Source organism: Calothrix sp. 336/3 (assembly GCF_000734895.2).
Lineage (GTDB): Bacteria > Cyanobacteriota > Cyanobacteriia > Cyanobacteriales > Nostocaceae > 336-3.
This window is the reverse complement of the sequence record NZ_CP011382.1, coordinates 4,865,733-4,888,454: the sequence shown is the minus strand read 5'-3', so window position 1 is coordinate 4,888,454 and position 22,722 is coordinate 4,865,733. Positions and strand designations below refer to the sequence as shown.

General features: G+C 40.9%; 20 protein-coding genes. 11 read left to right on the top strand and 9 right to left on the bottom strand.

Going from position 1 to position 22,722, the window contains the following annotated elements; genetic code table 11:
• Nucleotides 1-244: 244 nt before the first annotated feature.
• The 3 genes from IJ00_RS20315 to IJ00_RS20305 all read left to right on the top strand — a co-directional run bounded on the left by IJ00_RS20315 (nucleotide 245) and on the right by IJ00_RS20305 (nucleotide 4,671).
• Complete coding sequence (locus IJ00_RS20315; RefSeq protein ID WP_035156085.1) at nucleotides 245-3,121, top strand: CHAT domain-containing tetratricopeptide repeat protein; 2,877 nt, start codon at nucleotides 245-247, stop codon at nucleotides 3,119-3,121.
• A gap of 416 nt (nucleotides 3,122-3,537) precedes the next feature.
• Complete coding sequence (locus IJ00_RS20310; protein ID WP_035156083.1) at nucleotides 3,538-4,365, top strand: SWIM zinc finger family protein; 828 nt, start codon at nucleotides 3,538-3,540, stop codon at nucleotides 4,363-4,365.
• 6 nt (nucleotides 4,366-4,371) lie between these two features.
• A complete protein-coding gene (locus IJ00_RS20305; protein WP_035156080.1) occupies nucleotides 4,372-4,671 on the top strand; it encodes a CU044_2847 family protein in 300 nt (99 codons plus the stop codon).
• A 107-nt stretch (nucleotides 4,672-4,778) separates the two neighbouring features.
• Here the strand turns inward: IJ00_RS20305 and IJ00_RS20300 are convergent, their stop codons facing one another.
• A complete protein-coding gene (locus tag IJ00_RS20300; protein WP_035156078.1) occupies nucleotides 4,779-5,558 on the bottom strand; it encodes a hypothetical protein in 780 nt (259 codons plus the stop codon).
• An 895-nt stretch (nucleotides 5,559-6,453) separates the two neighbouring features.
• Between IJ00_RS20300 and IJ00_RS28480 the strand changes: the two genes are divergently transcribed.
• From IJ00_RS28480 to IJ00_RS20280, 4 genes are all read left to right on the top strand, one after another.
• Entirely contained in the window at nucleotides 6,454-6,657 is a 204-nt protein-coding gene (locus IJ00_RS28480) for a hypothetical protein (protein ID WP_144416062.1), read from the top strand.
• A 124-nt stretch (nucleotides 6,658-6,781) separates the two neighbouring features.
• The gene (locus tag IJ00_RS20295) at nucleotides 6,782-9,151 is read left to right on the top strand and encodes a ribonuclease R family protein (protein ID WP_035156075.1); all 2,370 of its coding nucleotides are present in this window, start codon (nucleotides 6,782-6,784) and stop codon (nucleotides 9,149-9,151) included.
• A 443-nt stretch (nucleotides 9,152-9,594) separates the two neighbouring features.
• Entirely contained in the window at nucleotides 9,595-10,218 is a 624-nt protein-coding gene (locus tag IJ00_RS20285; protein ID WP_035156069.1) for a flavin prenyltransferase UbiX, read from the top strand.
• A gap of 240 nt (nucleotides 10,219-10,458) precedes the next feature.
• Nucleotides 10,459-11,193 carry a hypothetical protein gene (locus IJ00_RS20280; RefSeq protein WP_035156066.1) on the top strand — a complete coding sequence of 245 codons (735 nt, stop codon included), beginning with the start codon at nucleotides 10,459-10,461 and terminating at the stop codon, nucleotides 11,191-11,193.
• A 98-nt stretch (nucleotides 11,194-11,291) separates the two neighbouring features.
• On the opposite strand, the gene IJ00_RS20275 is transcribed toward IJ00_RS20280, so the two are convergent.
• Nucleotides 11,292-11,486: a hypothetical protein gene (locus IJ00_RS20275; RefSeq protein WP_035156064.1), complete on the bottom strand. Its 195-nt coding sequence runs from the start codon at nucleotides 11,484-11,486 to the stop codon at nucleotides 11,292-11,294.
• Between the two features lie 686 nt (nucleotides 11,487-12,172).
• On the opposite strand from IJ00_RS20275, the gene IJ00_RS20270 reads away from it, so the two are divergent.
• Entirely contained in the window at nucleotides 12,173-13,741 is a 1,569-nt protein-coding gene (locus tag IJ00_RS20270) for an NACHT domain-containing protein (RefSeq protein ID WP_035156061.1), read from the top strand.
• 85 nt (nucleotides 13,742-13,826) lie between these two features.
• Nucleotides 13,827-14,384 carry a shikimate kinase gene (locus IJ00_RS20265; protein ID WP_035156059.1) on the top strand — a complete coding sequence of 186 codons (558 nt, stop codon included), beginning with the start codon at nucleotides 13,827-13,829 and terminating at the stop codon, nucleotides 14,382-14,384.
• Nucleotides 14,385-14,589: 205 nt separating this feature from the next.
• Here IJ00_RS20265 and IJ00_RS20260 read toward each other — a convergent pair whose 3' ends face one another.
• The 3 genes from IJ00_RS20260 to IJ00_RS20250 all read right to left on the bottom strand — a co-directional run bounded on the left by IJ00_RS20260 (nucleotide 14,590) and on the right by IJ00_RS20250 (nucleotide 17,393).
• The gene (locus IJ00_RS20260) at nucleotides 14,590-15,381 is read right to left on the bottom strand and encodes an ion transporter (protein ID WP_035156056.1); all 792 of its coding nucleotides are present in this window, start codon (nucleotides 15,379-15,381) and stop codon (nucleotides 14,590-14,592) included.
• Between the two features lie 6 nt (nucleotides 15,382-15,387).
• Nucleotides 15,388-16,050, bottom strand: a complete 663-nt coding sequence (locus IJ00_RS20255; protein WP_035156053.1) for a response regulator transcription factor — start codon at nucleotides 16,048-16,050, stop codon at nucleotides 15,388-15,390.
• A gap of 119 nt (nucleotides 16,051-16,169) precedes the next feature.
• Nucleotides 16,170-17,393: a sensor histidine kinase gene (locus tag IJ00_RS20250; RefSeq protein ID WP_035159375.1), complete on the bottom strand. Its 1,224-nt coding sequence runs from the start codon at nucleotides 17,391-17,393 to the stop codon at nucleotides 16,170-16,172.
• A 423-nt stretch (nucleotides 17,394-17,816) separates the two neighbouring features.
• Here IJ00_RS20250 and IJ00_RS20245 point away from each other — a divergent pair, with 423 nt between their 5' ends.
• On the top strand, nucleotides 17,817-18,014 hold the full coding sequence (locus IJ00_RS20245) for a hypothetical protein (RefSeq protein ID WP_035156052.1): 198 nt from the start codon (nucleotides 17,817-17,819) through the stop codon (nucleotides 18,012-18,014).
• Nucleotides 18,015-18,032: 18 nt separating this feature from the next.
• Here IJ00_RS20245 and ctpC read toward each other — a convergent pair whose 3' ends face one another.
• The 3 genes from ctpC to IJ00_RS20230 all read right to left on the bottom strand — a co-directional run bounded on the left by ctpC (nucleotide 18,033) and on the right by IJ00_RS20230 (nucleotide 21,725).
• Nucleotides 18,033-19,322 (bottom strand): carboxyl-terminal processing protease CtpC, encoded by a 1,290-nt coding sequence (gene ctpC, locus IJ00_RS20240; protein ID WP_035156051.1) that lies wholly within the window; start codon nucleotides 19,320-19,322, stop codon nucleotides 18,033-18,035.
• A gap of 272 nt (nucleotides 19,323-19,594) precedes the next feature.
• Entirely contained in the window at nucleotides 19,595-20,821 is a 1,227-nt protein-coding gene (gene ispG, locus IJ00_RS20235) for a (E)-4-hydroxy-3-methylbut-2-enyl-diphosphate synthase (protein ID WP_035156048.1), read from the bottom strand.
• Between the two features lie 406 nt (nucleotides 20,822-21,227).
• Nucleotides 21,228-21,725 (bottom strand): DUF427 domain-containing protein, encoded by a 498-nt coding sequence (locus IJ00_RS20230; RefSeq protein WP_035159374.1) that lies wholly within the window; start codon nucleotides 21,723-21,725, stop codon nucleotides 21,228-21,230.
• Nucleotides 21,726-21,826: 101 nt separating this feature from the next.
• Between IJ00_RS20230 and IJ00_RS20225 the strand changes: the two genes are divergently transcribed.
• A complete protein-coding gene (locus IJ00_RS20225) occupies nucleotides 21,827-22,174 on the top strand; it encodes a hypothetical protein (protein WP_035156046.1) in 348 nt (115 codons plus the stop codon).
• On the opposite strand, the gene IJ00_RS20220 is transcribed toward IJ00_RS20225, so the two are convergent.
• On the bottom strand, nucleotides 22,166-22,699 hold the full coding sequence (locus IJ00_RS20220) for an AAA family ATPase (protein WP_082127365.1): 534 nt from the start codon (nucleotides 22,697-22,699) through the stop codon (nucleotides 22,166-22,168). The two genes, IJ00_RS20225 and IJ00_RS20220, sit on opposite strands and share 9 nt — an antisense overlap.
• Between the last annotated feature and the right edge of the window lie 23 nt (nucleotides 22,700-22,722).

The window sequence follows — 22,722 nt, the reverse complement described above, 5'->3', positions numbered from 1 at the left end:
TGAGCGGCTTGTACCGAGCGAACTTGTACTGAGCGTAGTCGAAGTAGCCGAGGTGAGTCGAAGGGCTTATTTGAACTAATGTTTACGTAACAAAAGTCGTAGCTGACTTTACTGAACCTTGGGCTTCACGATAGACTCAACCTTGTAAGTATTTCTTCCGATAAAAATAAATCTATTTGCTGCGATGCCGTATTTATACGGTCAGCATTGCTATGAAAATTATTACTGAAAATAGGTGAAAAGGATGACAAGGGGCAGAAAATCAGCTAAAAATTCCCGACTTTTTCCCACAAGATTTACTAGTATCGCTTTAAGTTCCTTACTCAGTGTAGTTTTTATTTCCGAGTCTGCAACCTTGGCTCAAGGGACTAAGTTACAAATAGCACAGCAAGCAGGGAAAAACACCCAACAAGATGCCACCGCAGCAGAAAAAGCTTTTCAAGAAGGGGTTGCATTATACAAACAGGGGACAAAGGAATCTCTCACCCAAGCAATTAGTAAATGGTTGGAAGCATTGGAACTGTGGCGAAAAGTGGGGGATAAGAAACAGCAAGCTACTACCCTGAATAATATTGGTTTTGTCTACAACAGTTTAGGAGAAAAGCAGGAAGCTCTGAAATACTACAACCAAGCTCTACCGTTATACCGTGCAGTCGGCGATCGCGGTGGGGAAGCGAATACCCTGAGTAATATTGGTAGTGTCTACGACGATTTAGGAGAAAAGCAGGAAGCACTGAAATTCTACAACCAAGCTCTACCGTTATTCCGTGCAGTCGGCGCTTCTCCAGAGGAGGGGCTACGCCAACGCCGTGGGGAAGCTACTACCCTGAATAATATTGGTAATGTCTACGACGATTTAGGAGAAAAGCAGGAAGCACTGAAATTCTACAACCAAGCTCTACCGTTATTCCGTGCAGTCGGCGCTTCTCCAGAGGAGGGGCTACGCCAACGCCGTGGGGAAGCTACTACCCTGAATAATATTGGTTTTGTCTACAACAGTTTAGGAGAAAACCAGGAAGCACTGAAATACTACAACCAAGCTCTACCTTATTCCGTGCAGTCGGCGCTTTCTCCAGAGGAGGGGCTACGCCAACGCCGTGGGGAAGCTGCTACCCTGAATAATCTTGGTTTAGTCTACGACAGTTTAGGAGAAAAGCAGGAAGCACTGAAATTCTACAACCAAGCTCTACCGTTATACCGTGCAGTCGGCGATCGCCGTGGGGAAGCTGCTACCCTGAATAATCTTGGTTTAGTCTACGACAGTTTAGGAGAAAAGCAGGAAGCACTGAAATACTACAACCAAGCTCTACCGTTAATCCGTGCAGTAGGTGACAGGGATGGGGAAGCTACTAATTTAGGTAATATTGCCCGCGTTGAATACAGGCAAGGCAAGCTCCCATCTGCACTAAAAAATATTGAAGCGGCTATTACCATTATCGAAGACTTACGTACAAAAATCGCTAGCCCAGATTTACGTACATCCTACTTTGCATCTAAACAGGATTCTTACCAATTCTACATTGACTTGTTGATGGAACTGCACAAAAAAGACCCATCAAAAGGATATAATACCCTGGCTTTCAATGCCAGTGAACGCTCCCGCGCTCGTAGTCTCATCGAATTACTGACGGAATCCCAAGCGAAAATCCGTAAAGGTGTTGACTCGAAACTACTGCAACAGGAAACAGAAATCCAGCAAAAAATTGATGCTCAGGAAAAACTGAAAATTGAATTATCCCAACAGGAAAATATCAACAGCACAATTAATAAAATTGCTCAAGCAGACGCACAACTCAACACCCTGAGAGCAGAATATAAGGAACTCCAAAATCAAATTCGCATATCTAGCCCTTCTTACGCAAATATCAAATATCCCCAACCTCTCACCCTCTCCCAGGTACAACAGCAAGTCCTAGATGAGGAAACAGTTCTTTTACAATATTCCCTCGGTGCAGAGCGCAGCTACCTATGGATGGTGACAAAAACGGGAATGCGAAGCTTTGAGCTAGCGAAACAGTCAGAGATTGAAGAATTAGTTGAAAATTACCGAGACTTATTAGAAAATCATCCTGATGAAATCATTACTGTTCAACTTAAAGAGGGGCAAATAGCAGCCAGAAAACTGAGTCAAATTCTCCTACAACCTGTAGTTAAGGAATTAGGAAATAAACGTTTACTCATAGTTGCTGATGGGGGATTGCAATCAATTCCCTTCGGAGTTTTACCTATACCCAGCTTACCAATTAACCAACAAGCTGGGGATGGTTTTAAGTCTTTTCTCCTGGCAAAACACGAAATCGTCTATTCTCCCTCCGCAACGGTGATTGCAGAATTACGCAAGGATTTACAAAAGCGCAAACCAGCAGAAAAAGCTTTAGCAATCTTTGCTGATGCGGTGTTTGGTTGTGAAGATAGAGATTGCACCAAACCAGATACCCGTCTTCAGTCTCTCAGGGGACAAAAAACTCCTAGAATTATTAACCGTCCAGATAATAACGATGTTTTGGCATTAAAAAGAGCCGCAAAAAACAACCGTGATTTAGATGGGCGTTTACCTGCAACTAAGAAGGAAGCTGAGGGTATTTTATCTCTATTTGAGAAACACTCGACTTTCCAAGCCTTTGATTTTGCTGCGAGTCGGGAAAATGCCCTCAACCAGAGCTTGAATCAGTATAAGATTGTGCATTTTGCTACCCATGGTACAGCGAATTTTGAGAATCCTGAGCTATCGGGGATTGTGTTGAGTTTGTTTGATAGCAAGGGTAAAGAAATTAATGGTTATTTGCGTTTAGTCGATATTTTCAACTTGAATTTAGCCGCCGAGCTAGTTGTTCTCAGTGCTTGCGAGACGGGAATCGGCAAGGAAACCAAGGGAGAAGGCTTGATGGGGTTGACAAGGGGATTTATGTATGCAGGTAGTCCCCGTTTAGCGGTGAGTCTCTGGAATGTGAATGATGAGAGTACTTCGGTGTTGATGCAGAAGATGTATCAAAAGATGTTGCAAGGGAAGATGACTCCTGCTGCGGCTCTGCGGGCTGCTCAACTGGAAATGTTGGAGAGTAAAGAATATGCTGATGCTCACTACTGGGCGGCTTTTACCTTGCAGGGTGAGTGGAGGTAAGGAATTTTACCCCACCCCGCCAAACCTGAGTTCGACGGTTCGAGCCAGTCAGCGATTAAAAATCACCGTCTAATAGCTCAAGTCCTCTACAAGAGGACTGATAGAATTGTAGGTTGAGCTGGGCAAATGATTGATTTTTAATCAAAACGAAAATATCTATTGCACCGTAACCCAACATGATCTTGTTGGTAATTTATCATGTTTAAATTGATGCAAAATGTTTTCCGTTTCCGCAAAATATATCTGTTCGGTATATCTTGGGTTACGACGCAAGCTGGATTTCTTTGTTTGCCCAAAATATCTCTGGTATGTCTCACCCAACCTACAAATGCTGATAGCGATCGCTCACCCATCCTACAAACTCATTACTCATTACTAACCACTCACTACTCATTACTCAGAAATCAGATTCCTATATGACAACTTACACACTACAATCTAATCGGGAATGGTGGTCACAACGTTGGTTAGATTTACTTGATTCCTACCGCTTTAAAAAACGGTTAGAACGGGGGAGAATCTATGCACGGGAGGGGAATGTTTTAAATATTGAATTTCAAGGTGCGAAGGTGCTAGCACAGGTACAGGGAAGCGAAGCAGAACCTTATAAAGTCTCCCTGTCTTTGAATGCTTTTACTGAAGAAGAGTGGAGTTACGTAATTGAAACCATATCCCAAAAAGCAGCTTTTCCTGCCAAATTGTTAGCTGGGGAAATGCCACAGAATATTGAGGATGTGTTTACAAGTAACGGTTTGTCCCTATTTCCTTTCACCCTCGGTGATGTTCGTAGTCGCTGCACCTGTCCCGATAAGGCAAACCCCTGTAAACATATTGCCGCAGTTTATTATCAACTTGGCGATCGCTTCAGTGAAGATCCCTTTGTCTTATTTCAACTGCGAGGACGCACTAAGGAACAAATTATCTCCGATTTACGCCTATTACGTAGTAGCCACCAGAACATATCTACCACTGAAACGGATGGCGAAGTTTTAGAGTCCCATATTTCAGCACCAATATCTCTGGAATCTTTCTGGGAATACCACGAACCCCTGGAGTCTTCTCTAGTCGTGATTGCTCCATCCACAGGGGAAACTGTCTTGGATATCCTCGGAGACATTCCCCTAGCTAAGGAAGAAGAAGGTTTAGCCAGTTCTACTGCTGCTGATGTCGTAATGAAGTATTTAAATACACTGTATAAAGATGTAAGTCAAAAAGCCTTCATGACGGCAATGAACGTAGGATAGGATTTTATGGATCTACAAACCAAAGTAATTCCCGTAGAGTTGATTGATGGTACTAATGTTCGCGTGGAGGCAACTTTTCTCGGCGATCGCAAAATAAATCTTCATACTCGTCCCTTTAGCGAAGTCACAACGGCGATCGAGTCACTCAGCAAGGAAATTGCCGAGATGTTACAAAAAGTGAAGCCAGATAAAGCCAGTGTCAAATTTGGTATCGATATTGTTATGGAGTCAGGAAGACTAACACCTTTGTTAGTTAAGGGAAGTGAGACGGCAAATATTGAAATTACTCTGGAATGGGTTAAATAATATTTATGGGGAATTGGGAAGTTTTGTTACAGGAATTCCCCAACTCTCCTAATATTTATTCTGTTGGAAGTAATTGCTCACAGAGAATGCCTCGCACTTAAAATCACTTAAAATCCAGCGAGGGGATCTACAGGTGTAATTGGTGTGGGTTGAGTTTCTAAATATTTGAGAAAATCTAATAATTCTTCTTCAGAAAGCAAAGTGCGCCCCAGTTTACCATAAGCCTGTTTCAGGTGCTCTCTTCCCTGTTCCTTTGTCCAACCTAAGCGCTGGATATGGACATCGGTTTTGGCAATTACATCAGATAAATCCAAGGGTTCGGCTTTTTTCTTTTTTTTGGTACTGGGTGCTGGTGTGACTTCCTCGGATGGTTTTCTTTGGGGAAATGGTGTGATGTTGGGAGCGCTAATTTCTGGAAGAGGTGAAATTTCGGAATTATCTTCAGGAATCAAGGGAAAATCTAGGTCTTCAGGATAGGGAATACTGGAATTGATATCTGAATTGTAGCTATCCATGGGGCTATCCATGGGGGTTGAAATTACAGTTGTTCCAGGGATAGCAGCTACGCTGTGAGAGGATTTTTTCGCAGTTGTGGAATTCTTCGAGATATTCTGCTCTAGTTCCCTGGAGTCTATCTTGGTTGAATTAGTTGAGGGTGGAACTATGGAGAGCGGTTCACTCTTCGGATGCAAATTTAAAACCATCAAAGCACGATTTCTGGCATTATCCTCTGCCACTTCGATTGTATCTGCCGCCGCTAGACCTGTGGCACGAGCAACACCTTCAATTTGCACAGTAACGCGGACAATATACTTGCCGTGGTGAATTTCTAGTAACTCGGAAATTAAACTAGCGTGGGGATACAAGCTCTGAAATTGAGCCAACATAATACAAATTCCCAAATATTCAATCAGGTTCAAAGGTTAGGAATGAAAAATTCCCATAATTATACCGATTCAAAAAATTTTTACGACAGATACCCCACCCGCCCTATCGGGCACCCTCCCCGAAATCGGGGAGGGCTGGGGAGGGGTTTTGTCCATGTGTCGTATTGTTTTTTCAAATTGGTATTAACTCACAATCTTCAGTCGCAAAGACATCTTGAGCTAGTATTCTAACGTTTTATATCACATAGAGTATATATGTACTGGATAAGGAAATTCAATATTGAGTTATGTGAATTTGTGGCTTGTGAGTGAGTCAATTCCTTTTAACTTTTAGCCAGTGACAAGGGAAGTAATATCAAGAATTTTTAGGAATGGTGAGCAAAATTTGTTGCTTGGTGTATGTTGCTACTAGTGAGCAGAATTACACAGTTGCGTGCAGGAATAGGAATAGGTAGTGAAAGATTTAGTAAGTAGAGCGATCGCCCCTGGACAGAACTAAATGTAACAATAAATAATAGAGGTAAAATTTTAGCTACATAGGTGATAGACTACGTAGTCTTACTGTGAGTGCTATACTATTTACCTAATCGGCTTTCCGGAAGTATTTTCTGGAAGTACGCCGTAAATCTACAATAATGAAGTAATGGTTCGTCCTCACCACTTGTGAAGTTGCCGACCTGGCTGTTACCGATTCTACATATGGAGCAGTTGGTTCTGTCGGCAGTTTCTCCGAGTTCAAAATCAGAGTCTAATGGCGTAAAATTACCTTCAGTCAAGACAATTACACATCGGGGGTTTACCCAGTAGTAAGTTAGGATTCTTGAACATAATCCCAAACAAGGCTACAAGAAACCCGTTGCGTGATTACCGAGTGGGGCTAAATCTGGTATCAAGCATGCTTGGGGCAATTGGCTTGACAAAGGTAGGTAAAAAACGAAGGGGAACTCTGAAGTTGAATCGGTCTAGCTCAGTTTCAGGGGAATCTGTTGATTATCGTCAGACTGGCGATCGCCTGAAAAGCGCTACACGAGTAATTGGACGCTACTTCCTTGATACGAGTGGCTGGGAAACCCTCAAATGCTCTGAACCTCTTGGCTGAGAGCAAAGCTTGTCAGAGTTGTCTCCAACGATGCAATCGCTTTCTGTCAATTCTGAGGGTTACAAGCCAAGAACCAAAATCAACAACCCACACATGATGTTTTGACCAAAGGTCGGTTCACTGCATGGAATTTTCAATCGCTACACTCCTTGCCAATTTCACCGATGATAAATTGGTAGCTCGTAAACTCTTGGAAAAAAAACTAGGTTGTGAAGATGAAGACAGCTTAGAAAAGCTTCACATTACCTTGGAGGTGCTAGAAAAAATCGGAGTTCTGGTTAAAGAACGGGGTAAATATCGTCGCATCAGTGAAGATGGAGTCATTGAAGCCAGATTACGCTGTTCGAGTAAGGGTTTTTGCTTTGCGATCCAGGATGTGGAAGCCGCAGAAGATATTTACATCCGCGAAAGTCATTTAAGTAATGCTTGGAATGGCGATCGCGTTTTGGTCAGAGTTCTCAAAGAAGGTAGTCGTCGTCGCTCTCCAGAGGGTGAGGTGAAGTTAATTCTGGAACGCTCTAATCACACCCTACTAGCAAGAATTAAGCAGGTAGAGGGAGGTTTTCGGGCTGTGCCCCTAGACGATCGTCTATTATTTGAACTCAAGCTCCAAACTACTGGGATGAAGTTGGAAGAGGCGATCGATCATCTTGCCCATGTCGAAGTCTTGCGCTATCCTTTAGCCCAATATCCTCCCCTGGGGCGGGTGGTACAAATTTTAGGCAGTGATGCGGAAGCGGCAGCTGATATCGATTTGGTGACTTGTAAACATGACCTATCCCGTGGTTTTTCCGAGTCAATTTTGGATGCAGCCGCCAGATTACCAAAAAAACTCCTTAAGGCAGATTTAAAAAATCGTTTAGATTTACGGGAACTACATACGATTACCATTGCTAATGCCGCAGGTGATACCAAAGTTGTCGAAAATGCGGTGACTTTACAATCAACGACTGCTGGTAATTGGTTGTTAGGTTTTCATATTAGTGACCTTTCCCACTACGTTCTTCAGGATGAAGCTTTAGACAGAGATTCCTTAAAACGTGGTCGTTCTGTATATTTAGGCGACCTGATTTTACCTATGTTACCGGAGGGAGTTGCCGAGCGTTGCTCCTTGTTACCTGGTAGCGATCGCCAAACAATTTCCTTCCTAATTACCATTGACGCAGCATCGGGAGAAGTGAAGGAATGGGAAATTCAACCCAGCGTGATTAAAGTCGATACAGCCCTCACCCAGCAAGAAGCGGAAACATTACTCAATACTCCCACCCCCAAGAGAAGAACAGCCAAATCTCCGCCGGCGGAATTATTGGAAATGTTGAAAAACCTCGATGGTGTGCGTATAGGTTTACAAAAAACTCGCTTGCAACGGGGTAGTTTACAGTTGAATTTACCCGCCAATAATAATCCCTACGATGATGAAGGGATTTTAGGCTGTGTGATGACTACAGACTCACCAGTGCGATCGCTGATGACGGAGTTAGTCTTACTGGTAAACCAACTCATGGCAACCCATCTCAGTGCCTTAGGAATTCCCGCCATTTGGCGCATTCAGGGAACTCCCGACCCAGAAGATGTGCAAGAAATGTTAAAGTTGGCAATCAACCTCGGTGTCGAACTCACCCTAGATGCAGAAATCGATATCCAGCCCCTAGACTACCAACATCTCACCCGTGTGTTTGCCGAATCCGCATCAGAACAGGTATTAACTTATTTATTGCAAGATACCCTGAAACAGGCAACCTACAGCACCAACAAAGCACCCCACTTTGGTTTGGCACTACCCCAGGGATACGTCCACTTTACCTCTCCCCTGCGGCGTTACCCAGATTTACTGATGCAACGGGTATATTATTCACTCCTCGAACATGGGCGCGATCGCCGCAACACCAGAGTCAAAGAACGGGTTAACCTCCGTTCCTCCACCTCCCACAGTGAAATTAACTGGAATGTTTTGCCCCCAGAGTTACAAAGCGAACTCCAAAGCGAACTCACCCGCGTTATTACCCAAATCAACGACCGAGAAAAAGAAGTGCTAGAAGCCGAAGCCGATTTAGCCGGACTGCAACGCGCTTCCCTGATGAAACAACGTATCGGTCAAGTCTTTAGTGGCGTGATTACTGGTGTCCAATCCTACGGTTTCTTTGTAGAAATTGAAGTACCCCCCAGCGAAACACCTCCAGGTCATAATTTACCCCTACGAGTTGAAGGATTAGTTCACGTCAGTTCCCTGAAAGACGACTGGTATGAGTACCGCGCCCGCCAACAGGCACTCTTTGGACGCAAAAATCGTGCTTCCTATCGCCTAGGCGATCGCGTTTCTGTTCAAGTTAAAAGTGTAGATTACTACCGTCAACAAATTGACCTAGTGACAGTCGGTAGTGATGGTATGGTTTCCCGTGGAGATTTAAGTCCCATGAATGGCGACAGCGAACCCATCTATTTACACAACGACCTTGATCAAGATGATTTAGATCCCTATGGTGAGGAAGATTAAACCAGGAATTAGGTAATCTGCTATACCTGTCACCTCAAAAAATCTCCCAAAATTTACTCCCAATTACTCTTATAGCGTTTCCCAATCAGATGAAATACAACCCCACCCGCCCTATCGGGCACCCTCCCCGATTTGGTTCTTCCATACCTCACTAGAATGGGAAACGCTATATCTGGAGAAGTCAGGAAAATACTTCCTCTACCCAGGTAATTGAGATGAAACCACTGGAAATCATCTAATCCTCTCAAAAGCCGGGTTTTTCGCATTTGCAAGAAACCCGGTTTTCCCTAACAACCAACCTTATATATTCACCGGATGTAATCAATCAGGAATCAGCACGACTCGTGGTTACACAAAAGAGAAATTTCTAGGAATCGTGTTTCCCAACCCATCCTAATTTTTCCCTGTGGTTTTCCTTGCCCTTTACCTTTTACACCTTATCCATGCTTCCCACTCCCCCAAAACCCCTGATTCTGGCAATCTCTGGTGCATCCGGTTTAATCTATGCAGTGCGAGCCCTGAAATATCTCCTGGCAGCTGATTATCATATTGAACTAGTAGCTTCTAAATCCACCTACATGGTTTGGCAAGCGGAACAAGATATCCGTATGCCATCCGAACCCATACAACAAGAGCTATTTTGGCGACAACAAGCAGAGGTAGAAAACTCAGGGAAACTGCGATGTCATTCATCGGGAGATGTGGGAGCAAATATTGCTAGCGGTTCTTTCCGCACTTTGGGTATGCTCGTCATGCCTTGTAGTATGAGTACAGTCGCTAAATTAGCCGCAGGTTTAAGTTCTGATCTCTTGGAACGAGCAGCTGATGTTCAACTGAAGGAAGGACGTAAATTAGTTATAGTGCCGAGGGAAACACCTTTTAGCTTAATTCATTTACGAAATCTAACAACCCTAGCAGAAGCAGGTGCGAGAATAGTCCCAGCGATTCCAGCTTGGTATCATCATCCGCAAACTGTTGAAGATTTGGTTGATTTCGTAGTTGCCCGTGCCTTAGATCAATTAGATATAGATTGTATTCCCATCCAACGCTGGGAAGGAAGAAAGTAATGACAGCAGCAACATCATGATAATTTCTGTGGGTTAGTAAATAGGTTATGGGTTTTGTTCTGAGAGTCAGCTTTCGACTGACTTGTACTGCGATACCCTGAGTTGAAGGGAGCTTTTTCGAAGTAGCGCTCATACCGAAGTCCAAAGGGTAATCAAGAAAAACATCATCTCATTACCTATGAGCAATTACCCTAACTTGATATAAACTCTTATTTTTATCTTTTACTTTTTGCCTAGAGTATGGCTTTATTTCGTTTAATCTTGTTAATTGCACTACTCGGAGGACTAACGCTATTACTAGCACAAAACTGGTCTCCAGTCCTACCGTTAGTTTTTTTTGGTGTACGCACAAAATCCTTACCGTTGGCGATTTGGATTTTGTTTGCTACCTCTGCGGGTGTAATTACTTCTTTAGTTATTACCAGTTTATTTCCAATTGCTAATTCTCTGGCAGGGGAAAAACGTCCGACTTCCTCCAGGAAATCCACTTTTAAAGAGACAACTACCCAGCGTCCGTCCAAAGAGGAAAAACCCCCTCGCGCTCCCACTCCATCCCCGGAAAAAGCGACTTCTAGTCGTGATAATGATGGCGATTGGGAAGACATTGATCGTCCGCAGGATTGGGACTTTGATGAGGAGAGGGAAACACCTCCCCCATCTGCAAAAACTCAGGTTCAGGATGGTAAAAGCTACGAGCGTCAGCAAGATGTGAAAAGTAAGTCTCAATCTGGCTCGGTATATTCCTACAGCTACCGTGAACCGAAAAACTCTGGAGTTGGTAAAACTGAGTCTGTATTCGATGCTGACTACCGTGTAATTATTCCCCCCTATCAACCACCAGATGAAAATCAAGCCGAGGATCTGGTAAATGATGACAATGATGGCAATAATGACGATGATGATTGGGGAATTTTCTCAGAGGATGATGAAGATTTTGATGACTCTGAAAATCGAAACAAGCGTCCTCGCCGGTAATTTTGAATTTTGAATTTTGAATTTTGTGCCTCCTGTGGAGGAGCTTTCCTAACGCATAGCGTGTCCGCAGGACATATTTTGAATTCTACCCAGAGGTACTAGGTGGGGCAACGCTGTTCACGGGATTCTTGTCTGACTTTCCCTGTCATGGCAGCTTCTTGCAGGAGCATAAAAGCGTTGAAGTCTTCCAACTCATACCGGGTACTCAGCAATTGCCGGAGTTGATTTTCTGCTTCGACTGTTAAGTATCCAGTTACTAAAGCTTTTTGCACAACATCACGAATCCGCATCATAAAATTTAACCCTCAAACGACCACACTCTTCTTATTCGGGCTTTTTCTGACTCAAAAATCTGTAACGGCGATCGCAGTCTTGGACTTTACCAAAGAAACTGCCAGATAATTCTTAATCAAAATTTTGCCATTTTTTTAATAAATACAGTTATTCTTTATACAGGTAAGTCGTTTTTTTATTTTGCAGATGTTGATAAACTAGCCTAAAAATCAAGGTATTAGCCATTAAAATTTTCATCTTCATTCCCCTTATTTTGTACGATTAAGAACACAGTAGTGTTTCTGCCTAGCAAAATCATTCCTCTGCTCTTCTCCTTGATCAACATAGTTTAAATAAAGTTTCCATCAAGCCTTATTAAATTTCTATTAAGCCTAAAGATACCGAAGTAAACATCAAGTAGTCACCTAACGAATGTTATGAAATTCGTTATAACTTCACTCTGTATTTACTATCAGTTTACAAAAAAAATCGTTAGTATATGGGTGCATTTAGTTATTTATGGGCTGTCAAATCTGAATTTATCTGACTCAATCATTAACAGTAAAAAATCTAATCATGAATCAAAAATATGAGCAATAAATGTCAAATTTTATTGATAATAGAAAATTTGGTTGAGTAAAATCGATAAATCTGCAACCAAAACAAATAGGATGAATATATTATCAAAATATTAAAAAATACAAGAATGACAATAATCGATTCACCAAGCTTAGAAGAGGAATTTAAAGAAGCTAAAAATCATTGGGAGCTAGATAAGTTATATATTGATTTAGCATCCGCAAAGGGAAAGTCACTCACACCTGTAGAAAAGAAGTTTTTGCGAGGTTTATTGTGTGGATTAAGTCCCGCAGAAATTGCCAATACAGTTTATCAAAGTCGCAGCAGTAGTACGGTGCGAGTATATCTTTCCAATGGATTATATAAATATATTGAAGAAATGTTAAGTATCCAGTCTGGAAACACTGTGAAGGTGAAAAACTGGAGTCGGGTGACTCATCTATTAGAACAAGCTGGTTATAAAAAACTTTGGTTCAAAATTGATGCTGTCAATAATCAAATGTCTCTCAGTGAAAAAATGGTTGGGGAATACATATCGATGATTTCCACTCCACAACAGGATTGGGGAGAAGCGGTCGATGTCAGTTATTTTCATGGTAGAATTCCAGAGTTATCGCGGTTAAAAAGTTGGATTAATCAAGACCAATGTCGTTTAGTTGTACTCTTGGGAAGTGCAGGAATTGGGAAAACCGCTTTAGCGGTGAAGTTAGCGGTAGATATCCAAGAAGACTTTGATTTTGTCATCTGGCGATCGCTAAAGTTCGCACCCAAACCGGAAATCATCTTGTCAGAGATCATCAACTTTCTCTCTCCCGATACAGACAGGGAAATTAACTACATTCCCCGATTAGAAAATCAAATTTCTCTCTTAATAGATTGTTTGAGGGTTTCTCGATGTTTAATTATTTTAGATGGTATAGAAGCAACATTTGATAATCCCCAATCTTCAGGAAATATAGATAAGTTTTATCCTCAAATTAAATATAGCCCTGGTTATGAAGGATATGGAGAATTAATTCAAAGAATTGGTGATACTCGACATCAAAGCTGTCTATTAGTTACAACTCGAGAAAAACCCCAGGAAATTGCAATTTTAGAGGGGAATACTTTACCTGTACGTTGTTACAAATTGACAAGCTTAACTGTAGAAGATAGTCAGCAAATTCTATTCCATAAGGGGTTAGTGGAAATTTCTCCCGTGGAATCTCAAACATTAATCCAAATTTATGCCGGGAACCCCCTATTTCTCAAGCTAGTTGCAACCGCGATCGCCGATTTATTTTCTGGTGATGTCGGTGATTTTTTAGCTCAGAATACCTTAGTTTTTGGAGAAATTCGCACAATTTTTGATCAGCAATTTTCCCGTCTTTATAACTTAGAAAAACAAGTTATCTCTTGGCTAGCATTAAATGGTGAATTTATTTCCCTATCACAGTTACAGAAAAGTATTTCTCCCCCAGTTTCCCAGAGATTAATCTTAGAAGCCATAGACTTATTGCAAAAACGTTGTCTGATTGAAAATCAAAACTTTGTGTTTCGCCAAACACCCATATTGATAGAATATATTATTGAGCAGCTCATCGAAGCAAACTTCCAGTTAGCCGCCAATGACAATAGTTGCCTACTTATGCAGACAACCGTAGAAACACAATTGAAAAGATATATCCGTGAAAGTTATTCCCAGTCAAGAATTTAATGTAGAGTAAGAAATAATTAGTTTATTTGCCAATTCCCCCAGACTAACTAGGAGTTGGAGATGCAGAAAGGGAGTGTAGTCACTAGTGAGTAACTTATTAAAAGGGATTAACTTGTACTTAATTGGAATGATGGGTGTTGGTAAAACTACGGTAGGAAATTTACTCGCACGTCAATTAAAATACAGGTTTTTAGATACTGACAGTTTACTCGAAACGGCTACAGGTAAAACGATTAATGAAATATTTACCACAGAGGGAGAAACCACATTTCGTCAGCTAGAAAGTGATATTTTGGCACAGGTTTGTGCTTATAAAAATTTGTGTATTGCTACTGGTGGGGGTATTATCCTCCGACGGGAAAATTGGAGTTACTTGCGTCATGGCTTAGTTGTGTGGTTAGATGCCCCTGTAGAAGTAATTTGTCAGCGTTTAGCTGAAGATACCACCAGACCATTACTTCAAGATAGCCATTTAGAAGAGAAACTGCGATCGCTACTGGAAGAACGTCAAGGATTATACAAGCAAGCAGACTTACAGATTACAATCACAGGGGATGAAACACCCGACGCGATCGCGACTCGGATTATAGCAACAATTCCCGCTGTCTTAAAACAACAGAATAATCCAGTTGAATATAACTAAAAATAAAAGCCGTGAAACATCATGTTTAATCACGGCTAATTGGTGTGAGGAGCTTAACTATTCATTCCATTTTATCGCTTCTAGTACTGAAGATATGACCTTTAAAGTATACTTATTCATACTTTTTTGATGATTCTCTGACATCATCCTGAAAAAAAGAGGAAAGAAGTTTTTCTAAAGACTAATTTGATATCTATAGGCAAAGTTATTCTTGCTGTACATAAATATTCAATTTAGTTCCACATTGTTTACAAAACTTAGCATCATTGTCATGAAAAGCCAAGCCACAATTAGCACAAATAATGTTGACTTGATTTGTTGTTTTGACTAATCGCTTAATTAAATCACCTACTTGCCAGGGAACTAGAGCAACCCCTGTTAATATCATTAATACAGTCAATAAACGTCCTAATTCCGAAATTGGTGTGACATCTCCAAACCCAACGGTTGTCATTGTCACAACAGAAAAATAGAACGCATCTAAAAAAGTGCTAAATACTTGAGAATTGACGGGGTGCTCTACCTGATAAATTAAGCCAGAATAAACAAAAATAATCGCAAATAAGGTAAATAATATCCTCACAAAAATCAGATTGTCTTCCTGAGCAATATAACTGAAGGAGGATTTTTTATCTAAAAAGCGAATTAACCTTAAAATCCGAAACCATCTCAACAAACGGATAAAACTAATATCAGTACCAAAAAATAGAGGCAAAATTGCCATTAAATCAATAATTGAGTATAGGCTGAAAATATACTTGATTTTGTGATTAGCACTCCAAAAATTGAGAAGGTATTCAACCAAAAATAAAATAACGATAATATTATCAACTACATCTAAGCAAAAACGAACATCATCAGAAATATCATAAGTTTCAATGACAAATATCATCGAAGAGAGAAATATCAAACAGGCAATAGTTAAATTAACTATTTTGCCAATCGGAGTATCTAAATCAGTAAAATACAATTCCCTGGTCTCTTGACTGATTAACATTATATTTTAATTCAGATAGGGTAAAAAAGAATTAGCAAAGATTGCTGCTTGAGTGCGATCGCGCAAATTTAAGCGATTTAAAATATTTGTGACATGATTTTTCACAGTACCTTCCGAGATGTATAAAATCTGAGAGATTTCTTTATTACTTGCTCCTGTAGCAATTAAACGTAAAACTTCTTTCTCCCTAGGTGTTAATTCTGCTAAACTATCAGGAGGCGTTAGTAAATTTTTTTCCGAAGTTCGAGAAAATTGCATCAGTAATTTTTTTACGATACCTGGTCCTAGTTGAGTATATCCTTTATAAACAGCACGAATAGCCACAGCTAACTCTTCTGAAGGTGTATCCTTAAGTAAGTAGCCCATTGCTCCATTTTGTAATGCAGTGGTGACAAATTCATCATCATCAAAGGTAGTTAAAACTAATACTTTTACAAGGGGAAACCGTTGGTAAATTTCCTTAGTTGTTGCAACTCCATCCATAATTGGCATACGGATATCCATTAATACAACATCTGGATGTAATTGAGCAATTAATTCTAGGGCGATTTTCCCATTTTCTGCTTCTGCGACTACTTCTAAATCTGCTTCTAATTCTAATAAAGCTCTTAACCCTTGACGAATGAGGTATTGATCATCTACGAGTATAACTTTGATAGGATTTGTCATCTATGGGAAGTCATGAAAAGGGATATATTCAGTAAAAAGAGATTATGATGAATCTGTATAATCCTACTTATGAATTTAGATAAAATATCTACCATAAATATTTACTTAAAATTAAGCACTTAAGACTCAGATAAGGGTATTTTAATTTCAATTGTGCAACCACGATTAGGAGCGGTATCTATATAAATATTTCCTCCTAAAGACAGAGCGCGATCGCGCATACTCTGCAAACCAAAACCCGTAGTATTTTGTATCAGATTAAACCCAATACCATTATCAATAATTCGGAGTAAAATATGATTGTCAACAGTCATTAATTCTAATATCACCTGGGTGGCTTGCGCATATTTACAAATATTTGTCAGGGACTCCTGAATAATTCTGTAAATCGCCATACTTACCTCCGTTGATAAGATAGCATGAATCTGAATATTACATATCGGCATCAGACCAGTAGAGCGATTAATATTTTCTATCAAACTGGCGATCGCCTCTTCTAAAGATTGATTCTGTAAGGGATTGGAGCGCATAGTTGAAACAGATTGTCTCACATCCTGGAGAGATTTAGAACCTAATTCCTTTGCACGAGTCAGAAATAATAAAGCTTTTTCTGGGTTCGATTGCCATAATTTAACCGCCGTTTCTAGCTGTAAATTCAAAGCAGTGAGAGAATGTCCCAAGGAATCATGAATTTCCCTAGCAATCCGATTTCGTTCTTCTAAAGTCGCTTGATTCTCAATTTTTAATGCATATTTACGTAATTTTTGATTAGCATCTGCCAACTGCTCTCTATTTTTCCATTCTGATAGGAGAGTATTCATTAATAATAAAATAAATACCAGGGATAAGCCAAAAAGTAGAGCAAAGCTTAGTTGAAAAAATAACAGCTTCTCTTGAATAAATTCAACTCTTTCATGTCTTAATATCCTAGGTGATAAATTCGGAAATCTTTGCTGAAATGTCACTAAAAAACTCAAAAATGCTAAGATTGTAACTACTACCCGCCCTTTTAAACCGAAGATAAGACAACTACGAGTCACAATAATTACAAATAAAAAAGGAAATAATCGTGCCGTTTTAATCCCAAATTGACCAGTGATCAAAATCAATAAAAATTCTACAACCGTATAGATGATTTTGCTCCTTCTATTACCTGTAGGTAACTGCAAACCCATCAAGCAAAATATTAATAAACAACAAATAGTCGCTTCGGGAAATCTCGCAGAATAACGATGCCAAGGATAGGGTAAGCTAGAGGAAATAATGGCAAATCCTAGTAAAAACCATTCTAAATACAACAGAAATTTAAAAGGATGATTGTCAAAACGAATGGGACGACTCACGGTAGTTTCCATCAGTATTTATAAGCTTGGGCTATTTCTCGATGCGAATCAGTTATGAGATTATAATATATATAATATTAACAACTAATGCATATATCAGATTGCAGATTTATTCGTTAAAGTAGTAAAATTGAGAAATGAAATTTCATCCCCTTTTACAGGTTTTCTCAGAGAAAGGTGATAGGGAAAAGGAAAAGGTGTGAAACCCTGATAAGCATCTGATAATTCTTTAAGTTCCGAATCTAAGTTGAAACGGAAGATTTTTGGTAAAATCCATAATTGTCAGACCTTGAACAAAACAGATTTTGCATCATGAGTGAGAATTCTAGAGTGTGAGAAATTCAGAATCGAAACATCCCCTTACCCAAGTTCTAAAACCAATCTATTAAATATTCTAGAAAACTAATATCAAGAGATTTAACAATGGAAAACTCACAATCTTGGTATATTGTCAAGCAACCCTCAGGGAACTGCGAAATAGTGACTATTCGCGACATTCCAGAAAATCAGGATACAGAAAAACCTGAAAAAATAGAAAAATGGGGACCCTTCCCATCTCAAGGAGAAGCGATCGCCCGTAGAATTGGTTTAATTAGATCTGGAAAATGTCAACCAGTGTGAGTCATCTTCCAGTAGTCATCATTTATTTTCCGCGCTCGTCGTAGTTCCTTTTTTCGTTATTTCCTGCTTCAGGATATCCACAGCCTTCGCAAACTGCTTATCTGCTGGTGTGCCCAGTTTATCCCGTTCGCGCAACCATAAATCTTGACGTTCCTTATCAGTCATTTCCACCTTCACATCTGGGTCGATACCATGTTTATTGATATCCTTCCCACTAGGTGTATGGTACTTGGCGATCGTTACAGCTAATCCCGAACCATCATCCAAAGGACGCACCGACTGTACTAAACCTTTACCAAAAGTCTGTGTACCAACTATTACCGCACGTCTATTATCTTGCAGTGCACCAGAAAGAATCTCACTAGCGCTCGCACTACCTTTATCAACAATTACCACCAACGGCTTATCAGTTAAAGATTTACCACTTGCCACTTCCCTATCAACCTCACCCCGACGGTCGATGGTCGAAACAATAGTACCTTTACTCATCCACATCCGGGCGATATCCACACTGGAAAACAGCAAACCACCAGGGTTGTTTCGTAAATCTAAAACATAGCCCACAACTTTTTTCTGTTCCAGATTCTTAATTGCACCCTGCATTTCCTTCGCTGCATTCGCACTAAACTGCTTCAAGCGAATATAACCGACATTCCCTGCGGGGGTTTGTCGCTGAGAAAATTCCACAGGATGAATTTCAATCTCCGCACGGGTAATTATATAATCCTTCGCCTTACCGTTACGTAAGATGGTTAAAGTAACTTTGGTTCCAGCTTCACCACGAATCAGTCCAACTGCCTGATTTGTGTCCATTCCCTCTGTACTCTTACCATTAATTTTGGTAATAATATCCTTTGCCAATAATCCCGCTCGAAAAGCTGGAGTATCCTCAATGGGAGCAATGACAGTCAGTTTCTTAGTCTTTTCATCTAAGCCAATTTGAATCCCAATACCCGTGAGCTTACCAGATGTGTCCACCTGCATATTTTTAAACTCAGCCGGATCCATAAATCGGGTATAAGGATCATCCAGCAATTTCAGCATTTCCCGAATGGATTTATATGCTTCTTGCCTGTTGGTATAGGACTTGTTCAGGTACTGACGACGAACAGCCTGCCAATCTACTTGGTTAAAAGTACCATCTACGTATTGGCGATGAATTACCTGCCAAACTTCATCTATTAATTCTTTCGGACTTTCTTTAAATAAAGCTTGTCCTTGTGAGTGAATGCCAAGGCTAGTAACTGCAATCACAGAGAGCGTCACCGCCGTAGCACCCAGAACAAGTCCACTTCTTGTAATTACCATAGTGACAGCTGCGTCAGAGGGGGAAAATGATTTATTGTCAGTATGCCCAATCTAACACAGGCTACCACTGTAAGGACTGAGCATATTTTGTTATTTCCAATAAAATACTGGTTAATCCGGTGAGGACAGTAATTACTGATACAAAATTTATTTAACAGATTTGGGCTGAAGGTAGATTTATCAGTAAATATTGAGTCTTTGGTTAAAAGAGAAAGCGGGTTTCCCATTGATGAGATACTCCACCCATAGAAACCCGATTTTTGCTTCTCAACCTAGGGATCTACCCAACGTCCGTCCCCTTTAATTAAGTTGATTAATTCCTCCACACCTTGGTCTTCCGGGACTTTTTTAATTTCTTCCCGACCACGGTATAAAGAAATAAAACCAGGAGTTTTGCCTACATATCCATAGTCAGCATCAGCCATTTCACCGGGACCATTAACGATACAACCCATAACGGCAATATCTAAACCAGTTAGGTGTTTAGTGGCTTCTCTGACTTTGTGTAGTACTTCTTCGAGATTAAATAAAGTTCTGCCACAGGAAGGACAAGCAACGTACTCCACCATGGTTTTTCGCAGTCCCAGGGCTTGGAGAATGCTGTAACACACAGGAATTTCCTTTTCGGGTGCTTCGGTGAGAGAAACGCGAATCGTATCACCGATACCATCGGCAAGGAGAGGAGCTAATCCTGCGGTTGATTTCACCCGTCCATACTCACCGTCACCAGCTTCAGTCACACCTAGATGGAGGGGATAATCCATCCCTAATTCATCCATACGCTTCGCCATCAGACGATAAGCTGCTACCATCACAGGAACTCGTGACGCTTTCATGGAAATAACAATATTGTGAAAGTCCAAAGACTCACAAATACGAATAAATTCTAGGGCAGATTCCACCATTCCTTCTGGGGTATCGCCATAGGTAAATAACATTCTTTCTGCCAAAGAACCATGATTGACACCGATACGCATGGCTTTCCCTTGATCACGCAAGGAAATCACCAGAGGTTCTAGCGTTTCGCGGATTTTTTCGCCAATCTCATCAAATTCTGCTGGTGTGTATTCTGTACGGTTGAGATTGGGTTTTTCAAATACATATAACCCTGGATTTATCCGTACTTTTTCGATATGTTTGGCGACTTCTAAAGCAATTTTCATGCCATTATGATGGACATCAGCAACAATAGGTACATCCTGGTATGTTGCAATTAGCTTTTGTTTAATTTCCGCCAGCGCTTTGGCATGAGCCATGCTAGGTACGGTAACACGGACAATCTCGCAACCAATTTCGTGTAAGCGACGAATTCCAGCTACAGAACCATCTATATCTAGGGTGTCTTCATTAATCATTGACTGCACCACCACGGGATAACCTCCTCCAATGGTGACGTTGCCAACTTTTACGGGACGGGTTTTGCGCCGTTTAATAGTCGTATCAAAGGTGGGTTGACTGGGTACGGCATTCGCAGTTGTCAGCGTAGGCAGAGTTTGCATAACCTCATTAGGTGAATTTGCTGTAGCGAAAATGTCAAATTAAAAGACGTTCTGTTTCTCAGATTGCCATAGTTGGGGCAAATTTGGGCAAAATAGAAATAAAAAAAGAGAAAAGGATATTTTGGCAAATATTAGGGAATCTATTGATGTTTCTGATGGGTTGGGAATAGTTATTAGGAATTTTCTACAACTAACTCAAGAATAAGTCAGTAGAATTCGGGAAAATAGCATGATAATTATATCTCTGTAATAGAGATTATCAGCGTACAAACTATAGGAAAATGGGTTTGAATTATAACTTGGGGTACAACATAGGTTTTTGATAATATCTACTATTGGAATTCATCATCCTAATTGTGGCGGAAATTTGCACAGACGTTTCCAGGCGATATCGCCACTACAGAGACTACCATCCCCAACTACCAGGAATTCCTTTAAAAGGTCCCACAATATCACTTGTCACCCAACCACCGTAAAAGTTTCCCGGTTGGGGTTCAGCTTTTTCGCCATCGACATAACAAGCATCCATGAGGTGCGCATAAAAAGCGACATAATTTTCAATAGCAGTAAAATTAGCTGTCGGATTAGCGTAAAACCAGGCGGCATTTTGCACTTTTTTCTCACCAACGCTGATACTGTAATAACCCGCTAACCCTTTCCATTCACAAAAACTCGATCCAGAAGCAGGAATTAGGTATTGCATCTGGATATCTGCTGGAGGTAGGTAATAGACAGGAGGATGACTAGTTTCTAGTACCCGTTGAGCATTGTGAGTATCAGCGATCGCCACGCCATTAAAAATAATTTGAATATGTTTGTTTGTCGCTTCCAAACGGGGGGGACGGGGATAATCCCAGACGGATTCCTGTCCTGGTTGGGGTGGGGTTGGTTCAGGTCTAAACATTGGTAGAATCGGAACTAAGTGGAAGATAGGGACAGAGTACACTGGGTGAGGGTAATTCTCAAGCCCAATTCTCCATCTCCAATGCAATTGCCTGTGTTCCCATGAATTACGAAACTGCTCGCAAGTTCTTAATCGACCAAACTATCACCACGGACGACAGCCAGGATGCCCTATTGCGGAGGATGCAGCAGGGTAAACCCCCCGTACCTGGTCAAATTACCTCCCTCTTACTAGCCTTAAAAGTGGTGTTTGAAGGTCTCAAAGACGCTAGCACTATTGACAAAGATTTAGCCTACGCTCTATATCAACTCACGATTAAAACACAAATGTTATTTGCCGCAGGACGTAAAGTTGGTGTTGATTGGCCCCCCCTATTAAGGGAAGATTTAATGAGAATATCTCTAGCTACAGAAAGTATTTTTTCTGGAAATTGGCAAAGTCTACATTAAGGTAAGGATATGGTCTATTCCTTCCGTGGTAGATGGAGGAACATCCCGCAACTGACGATACATCCGAAAAATCACATCTTCTGGGACTTTTCGTCCCCTATTGCGATTCCGTGCCAAGCATAACCAGACAGGAGTTTGCAACCAAATAGCTGTAATCGTGACCATCCCGGAATCACGGGCTAAATTGATCATATCTCGACGTTGACGGCGTTGAGCATTGGTCGCATCGAAAATGATACTCTGATTTTGAGATTGGGCTTGGGAAAATTGTCGTCTAATTTCCCGCCAAATTAGCAACCAAGACCCCTGAATTGCCTCATTACCAAAAAGTTGCCCCCGGATGGCATCAGTCCCTAGGAGACGCATCTGGGGGCATTCTTGTAAAATTTTCTGGGCAAGGGTTGATTTACCGCTACCAGGTAGCCCAATCAACAAAATCAATGATGGTTGAGAAGAGTTTTGTGAGGGAAATATTATCTGTGCTAGAGATGCAAGGAGTAAGGAGGAATTAAGAGTCTGACTCATACAGATTAATTTCTTCTCAAGCA

Excerpts from the sequence above, each read along its gene's own strand:
- IJ00_RS20315 (WP_035156085.1), top strand. The coding sequence starts at position 245 with ATGACAAGGGGCAGAAAATCAGCTAAAAATTCCCGACTTTTTCCCACA.
- IJ00_RS20310 (WP_035156083.1), top strand. The coding sequence starts at position 3,538 with ATGACAACTTACACACTACAATCTAATCGGGAATGGTGGTCACAACGT.
- IJ00_RS20305 (WP_035156080.1), top strand. The coding sequence starts at position 4,372 with ATGGATCTACAAACCAAAGTAATTCCCGTAGAGTTGATTGATGGTACT.
- IJ00_RS20300 (WP_035156078.1), bottom strand. The coding sequence starts at position 5,558 with ATGTTGGCTCAATTTCAGAGCTTGTATCCCCACGCTAGTTTAATTTCC.
- IJ00_RS28480 (WP_144416062.1), top strand. The coding sequence starts at position 6,454 with ATGCTTGGGGCAATTGGCTTGACAAAGGTAGGTAAAAAACGAAGGGGA.
- IJ00_RS20295 (WP_035156075.1), top strand. The coding sequence starts at position 6,782 with ATGGAATTTTCAATCGCTACACTCCTTGCCAATTTCACCGATGATAAA.
- IJ00_RS20285 (WP_035156069.1), top strand. The coding sequence starts at position 9,595 with ATGCTTCCCACTCCCCCAAAACCCCTGATTCTGGCAATCTCTGGTGCA.
- IJ00_RS20280 (WP_035156066.1), top strand. The coding sequence starts at position 10,459 with ATGGCTTTATTTCGTTTAATCTTGTTAATTGCACTACTCGGAGGACTA.
- IJ00_RS20275 (WP_035156064.1), bottom strand. The coding sequence starts at position 11,486 with ATGATGCGGATTCGTGATGTTGTGCAAAAAGCTTTAGTAACTGGATAC.
- IJ00_RS20270 (WP_035156061.1), top strand. The coding sequence starts at position 12,173 with ATGACAATAATCGATTCACCAAGCTTAGAAGAGGAATTTAAAGAAGCT.
- IJ00_RS20260 (WP_035156056.1), bottom strand. The coding sequence starts at position 15,381 with ATGTTAATCAGTCAAGAGACCAGGGAATTGTATTTTACTGATTTAGAT.
- IJ00_RS20255 (WP_035156053.1), bottom strand. The coding sequence starts at position 16,050 with ATGACAAATCCTATCAAAGTTATACTCGTAGATGATCAATACCTCATT.
- IJ00_RS20245 (WP_035156052.1), top strand. The coding sequence starts at position 17,817 with ATGGAAAACTCACAATCTTGGTATATTGTCAAGCAACCCTCAGGGAAC.
- ctpC (WP_035156051.1), bottom strand. The coding sequence starts at position 19,322 with ATGGTAATTACAAGAAGTGGACTTGTTCTGGGTGCTACGGCGGTGACG.
- ispG (WP_035156048.1), bottom strand. The coding sequence starts at position 20,821 with ATGCAAACTCTGCCTACGCTGACAACTGCGAATGCCGTACCCAGTCAA.
- IJ00_RS20230 (WP_035159374.1), bottom strand. The coding sequence starts at position 21,725 with ATGTTTAGACCTGAACCAACCCCACCCCAACCAGGACAGGAATCCGTC.
- IJ00_RS20225 (WP_035156046.1), top strand. The coding sequence starts at position 21,827 with ATGAATTACGAAACTGCTCGCAAGTTCTTAATCGACCAAACTATCACC.
- IJ00_RS20220 (WP_082127365.1), bottom strand. The coding sequence starts at position 22,699 with ATGAGTCAGACTCTTAATTCCTCCTTACTCCTTGCATCTCTAGCACAG.